The sequence below is a fragment of the uncultured Duncaniella sp. genome (assembly GCF_910577345.1).
In the GTDB taxonomy this organism is placed as follows: domain Bacteria; phylum Bacteroidota; class Bacteroidia; order Bacteroidales; family Muribaculaceae; genus Duncaniella.
The window spans coordinates 1-4,968 of record NZ_CAJTMT010000059.1 but is presented as its reverse complement, the minus strand read 5'-3'; the positions used below and the strand labels follow the sequence as shown (position 1 = coordinate 4,968).

Sequence of the window (4,968 nt, the reverse complement as noted above, 5' to 3'; positions counted from 1 at the left end):
CACTCATGCTACCCAGCATGACTGCAATGATTAATAACGCTTTTTTCATAAAACAATAGTTGATTTTGTTAATTTTAATTATCTAACAACCCTTGTTTCAAAAAAGTTTTATTAGCGTTAAAAATCACCGCTACAGCAGTCTCTGACAGCGATTTTTTTGACCGGTACAGAAATCAGAAAGGAGCCATGTCGTCGGATGTGGCACCGAGAATGTCGGCGGAACCGCCGCTGAAGGGACTTGCAGGAGCAAAACCGTCGCCACCGCCGTCGTCGCCGGAATTCAGGCGCGACACCTTGCTGCCGCTTGCCATCTCGACCTCGCCTTCCCAGTTCTCGAAACGGGCATAGCGCGACTTGAAGCGCATCTTCACGTCGTCGACACGACCGCTACGGTGCTTGGCAACGATAAATTCGGCAAGACCGCGGATGTCATTGCCGGCAGCATCGACTCCGGAGCGCAGATAGTATTCCGGACGGTGGATAAAGCAGACAATGTCGGCGTCCTGCTCGATCGCACCCGATTCACGGAGGTCGCTCAACTGCGGACGCTTGCCATCCTTGCTGTCGGCACCGCGCGATTCTACACTTCGGTTGAGCTGCGACAGGGCCACAATCGGGATATTGAGTTCCTTGGCAAGCTGCTTGAGCGAACGTGAAATCATCGAGACCTCCTGTTCGCGCGAACCGAACTTCATGCCGGAAGCGTTCATCAGCTGCAAGTAGTCGATGATTATAAAGGATACATTATGTTCGCGCACGAGACGGCGGGCTTTCGTGCGGAGCTCGAATATTGAAAGCGAGGCGGTGTCGTCGATATAGAGCGGAGCACTATAGAGATTCTTCACGCGCGACATGAGCTGATCCCATTCCATCTGCGAGAGCTGTCCGCTCTTGATTTTTTCACCTTCAATCTCGCAGGTATTCTGGATGAGACGGTTGACGAGCTGCACGTTGGACATTTCGAGCGAGAAGATGGCCACGGGGATGTTGTAGTCCACGGCCATATTCTTGGCCATTGAAAGCACAAACGCAGTCTTACCCATCGCAGGACGGGCAGCGATGATGATAAGGTCGCTCCGCTGCCATCCTGAGGTCAGCTTGTCGAGTTCATGGTAGCCCGATTCAAGACCGGAGAGACCTGAGGTGCGGTTGGCGGCAGTCTGAATCTGCTCGATTGCAGCATTGATGACAGGGTCGATCTGAGTCACGTCTTTCTTGACGTTGCGCTGCGAGATTTCGAAGAGCTTGCCTTCGGCTTCCTGAAGAAGGTCGTCGACGTCGTAGCTCTCGTCGAATGCCTGAGCCTCAATCTGCGAGGCAAATTTGATGAGCTCTCGGGCAAGGTATTTCTGCGCAACGATACGAGCGTGGAACTCGACGTGGGCACCGGAAGCGACACGGGATGTGAGTTCGGAGATGCGGAGCGGGCCGCCTGCTCCTTCGAGTTCGCCCATCAGACGGAGTTTCTCAGTGACGGTGAGCATGTCGATGCTCTGCTGAGCGGCACCGAGACTCTGAATGGCGGCATAGATTTTCTGATTGGCGGGATCGTAGAACGACTCCGGCTTCAGAATGTCACAGACCACAGTATAGGCATCCTTTTCAAGCATCAAAGCACCGAGGACGGCCTCTTCAAGATCATTGTCACGCGGGGGGATGCGTCCACCGTGATCAAAGATTGAGACGTTCTGGGGCTTCTGACGGGAAGAGCGTTGGGGATTGAATCCGGATGATTCCTGTGGCATGGCGGGAGTTGGTTCTGAATATCTGAATTACGGATTGAATGGAAGTGAGGAGATTGATAATCGTGGAAAATCAAGGGGAGAGGATGGGGAGGGAACGGTTCGGAGAGTGTGGGGAAAAAAGTGTCGGGAGGAGGTTTACGGTTACAAAGGTACGCAAATTTAATGCCAAAAAGGTGCGATAATACAAATTTTACCAACAAAAACCGTAACTTTGCGCACCCGCAACATTCTTTCCTCCTAACAATCCATCAATTATGATTCTTTTCCCGAACGCAAAAATCAACCTGGGTCTCGACATCATCAGCAAGCGACCGGACGGCTACCACAATATAGAAACAGTGATGTATCCTGTCCCGTGGACCGACGTGCTTGACATCGTCCCCGCCAAAGGGGAGGAAAGCACCCTGACGGTCAGCGGACGCAAGGTCGACTGCCCGACTGAGAAAAATCTTGTAATGAAAGCCTACAGGGCTTTGAGTGAACGGGTCTCGCTCCCGCCTGTCGACATCTATCTCCGTAAAATCATCCCCGACGGTGCCGGACTGGGAGGAGGCTCGGCCGACGCTTCGTTCACTCTCCGTGGACTCAACGAGCTTTTCGCCCTCGGTCTCAGCGACGACGAGCTGGCGGAAACCGCCGCAGGATTGGGTGCCGACTGCCCGTTTTTCATCTACAACAAGCCGATGCTCTGCACCGGAATCGGGACTGAGTTCGCCCCCGTGGATGTCAACCTCAAGGGCTACTCCATAGTGATAGTCAAACCGGCAGTCAGCGTTCCGACCGCCCAGGCCTACAGCCGTGTTGTCCCCGCTTTCCCCGACCGCAGAATCAGCGAAATCATCAAGGACTCACCCGCTGAATGGCAGGGAGAAATGAAAAACGACTTCGAGGCTTCGGTCTTCCCCCTCCACCCTGCGGTTGCCGACATCAAGACAAAACTCATTGACATGGGAGCCATCTATGCGTCCATGTCGGGTTCAGGCTCCGCCGTCTACGGACTCTTCCGGGGTGACATTTTGTCAGAAGGACTGACAGAGGTTTTCGGCAACTGCGACATCTTCACCGGCGCACTCTGACCCTACGGCCGTCACCCTCGCTTTTTGTTGGGTGATTGAACGTTATAGCTCTCCCGTTGTTGTATTTTTAAATATTATGTTGCCCGAAAAGGATGAATGATGCGAAAAAATCATCTTCATCCGCGTCTTTGGCAACCTTTTTGATGTTATATTATAAAATAAAGATATTAAGATATACGAAGCATTATGAGCTACAATCCCAATAACCCCAAAGACAAAGCCTCCGGCAAGGAGAGCGATGCCAACATCAACGAAGACGGTGCAATCCTGGACGACGTGCAGGAAGCATTCGACGAACAGAACTCTACTGAAGAAGAGGAAAACGAGATGATCAACAAACAGCTCTCCGACATCGACGCCCTCAATAAACAGCTTCAGGATGCCGAGGAAAAACTCGCCAAGGAAAAGAAGGAATATCTCTTCCTCATGGCTGAATTCGACAATTTCCGCAAACGTACCGTAAAGGAAAAATCCGACATAATCAAGAATGCCGCTGAAAATGTCCTCAAAGGACTTCTTCCCATCGTGGACGATTTCGAACGCGGTCTTGAGGCAAGCGCAAAAATCGACGATCCCGCCTCCATCCGTCAGGGCATGGAGCTGATTTATCAGAAGCTCGTCAAATTCCTCGCAGCCAACGGCGTCAAGCCCATCGAGAGCAACGGCAAACCCTTCGACGCAGAGCTTCACGAGGCTATCGCGATGGTACCCGTCACCGACGAATCACAGAAGGGAATGGTCATCGACACCCCGACAAAAGGATATACAATCAACGATAAAGTGCTCCGCCATGCAAAAGTGGCTGTGGGCCAGTAAGGATTTCTACAACACTGTTTCATGGCTACTAAAAGAGATTACTACGAAGTGCTTGGAGTCGACAAGAATGCCGACGAAAAGACTATCAAAAGCGCTTACCGAAAGAAGGCCATCCAATATCACCCCGACAAGAATCCGGGCGACAAGGAGGCCGAGGAGAAGTTCAAGGAGGCTGCCGAAGCCTACGATGTGCTCTCCAACCCCGAAAAGCGCGCTAAATATGACCAGTTCGGTCACAATATGGGTCCGCAGGGATTCCCGGGCGGCGGTGGAGGCTTCCATGCAGGAGGCTTCTCAATGGAGGACATCTTCTCGCAGTTCGGCGACATCTTCGGTGGCGGCTTCGGCAATATGGGCGGTTTCGAGACCGCTGGTGGCCGCACGCGTCGCCGTCAGCGCCGGGGGTCCGACCTCCGCATAAAGGTCAAGATGACCCTCGCGGAGATTGCTACCGGAGTCACCAAGACCCTCAAGATTCCTACACTCGTCAAGGACACACACTGCGACGGCACCGGAGCCAAGGACGGCACGGCATTCACGACATGTCCGACCTGCGGCGGTTCAGGCTCAGTCCTGCGTCAGCAGCAGACCCTTTTCGGCCTCTCGCAGTCGGCTGTGGAATGTCCGCAGTGTAAGGGCGAGGGCAAGATTATCACCGAAAAGTGTAACTTCTGCCACGGCGAAGGTGTGATACGCGAAGACCGTACGGTCACTTTCACAATCCCTGCCGGCGTGGCCGACGGACAGACTCTGACCGTGAAGGGACAGGGCAACGCCGCCATCCACGGAGGCGTCAACGGCGACCTTCTCGTCGTGATTGAAGAGGTGAAGGACCCCGAACTCATCCGCGACGGCAACGACGTGATCTACAACCTTATGCTCGACATCCCGACCGCAACACTCGGAGGCTCGGTTGAAGTTCCCACCATCACCGGTCGTGCCCGTCTCAAGATTCCCGCCGGAACTCAGCCAGGCAAGGTGCTCCGTCTTCGCGGAAAAGGCTTACCCTCGACCGAAGGCTACGGCACAGGCGACGAGCTCATCAACGTCATGGTCTATATCCCCGAGACCCTTACGGACGATGAAAAGAAGACAATCGAATCGCTGCAGGGCAAACCCAACATGACCCCTAACGAATCGACCAAAAACCGTATCTTCAGCAAACTCCGCCACATCTTCGAATCTTAAAGAAGAAAGGTATACAAAAAACAATAAAATCACGGTGCCATGCGCCGTGATTTTTTTATTTCATCAAATACCTTACAACCAGTAAGCTAAGCTGCGAAGTCCCAATGGAGATTCCATCACCAGCTTAAATAAAAATAACAAAA

4 protein-coding genes are annotated in these 4,968 nt (G+C 52.9%); 3 read left to right on the top strand and 1 reads right to left on the bottom strand.

Translation table 11 applies throughout. The annotated features are described in order from the left end of the window. Positions 1–173 precede the first annotated feature (173 nt). The gene (gene dnaB / locus QZ310_RS13540; RefSeq protein ID WP_297073803.1) at positions 174–1,745 is read right to left on the bottom strand and encodes a replicative DNA helicase; all 1,572 of its coding nucleotides are present in this window, start codon (positions 1,743–1,745) and stop codon (positions 174–176) included. Between the two features lie 254 nt (positions 1,746–1,999). Between dnaB and ispE the strand changes: the two genes are divergently transcribed. From ispE to dnaJ, 3 genes are all read left to right on the top strand, one after another. Continuing rightward, a complete protein-coding gene (gene ispE, locus QZ310_RS13535; RefSeq protein WP_297073802.1) occupies positions 2,000–2,821 on the top strand; it encodes a 4-(cytidine 5'-diphospho)-2-C-methyl-D-erythritol kinase in 822 nt (273 codons plus the stop codon). A gap of 186 nt (positions 2,822–3,007) precedes the next feature. Beyond that, on the top strand, positions 3,008–3,637 hold the full coding sequence (locus QZ310_RS13530) for a nucleotide exchange factor GrpE (RefSeq protein WP_297073800.1): 630 nt from the start codon (positions 3,008–3,010) through the stop codon (positions 3,635–3,637). 21 nt (positions 3,638–3,658) lie between these two features. Beyond that, positions 3,659–4,825, top strand: a complete 1,167-nt coding sequence (gene dnaJ, locus QZ310_RS13525; RefSeq protein WP_297073797.1) for a molecular chaperone DnaJ — start codon at positions 3,659–3,661, stop codon at positions 4,823–4,825. The last annotated feature ends 143 nt before the right edge of the window (positions 4,826–4,968 follow it).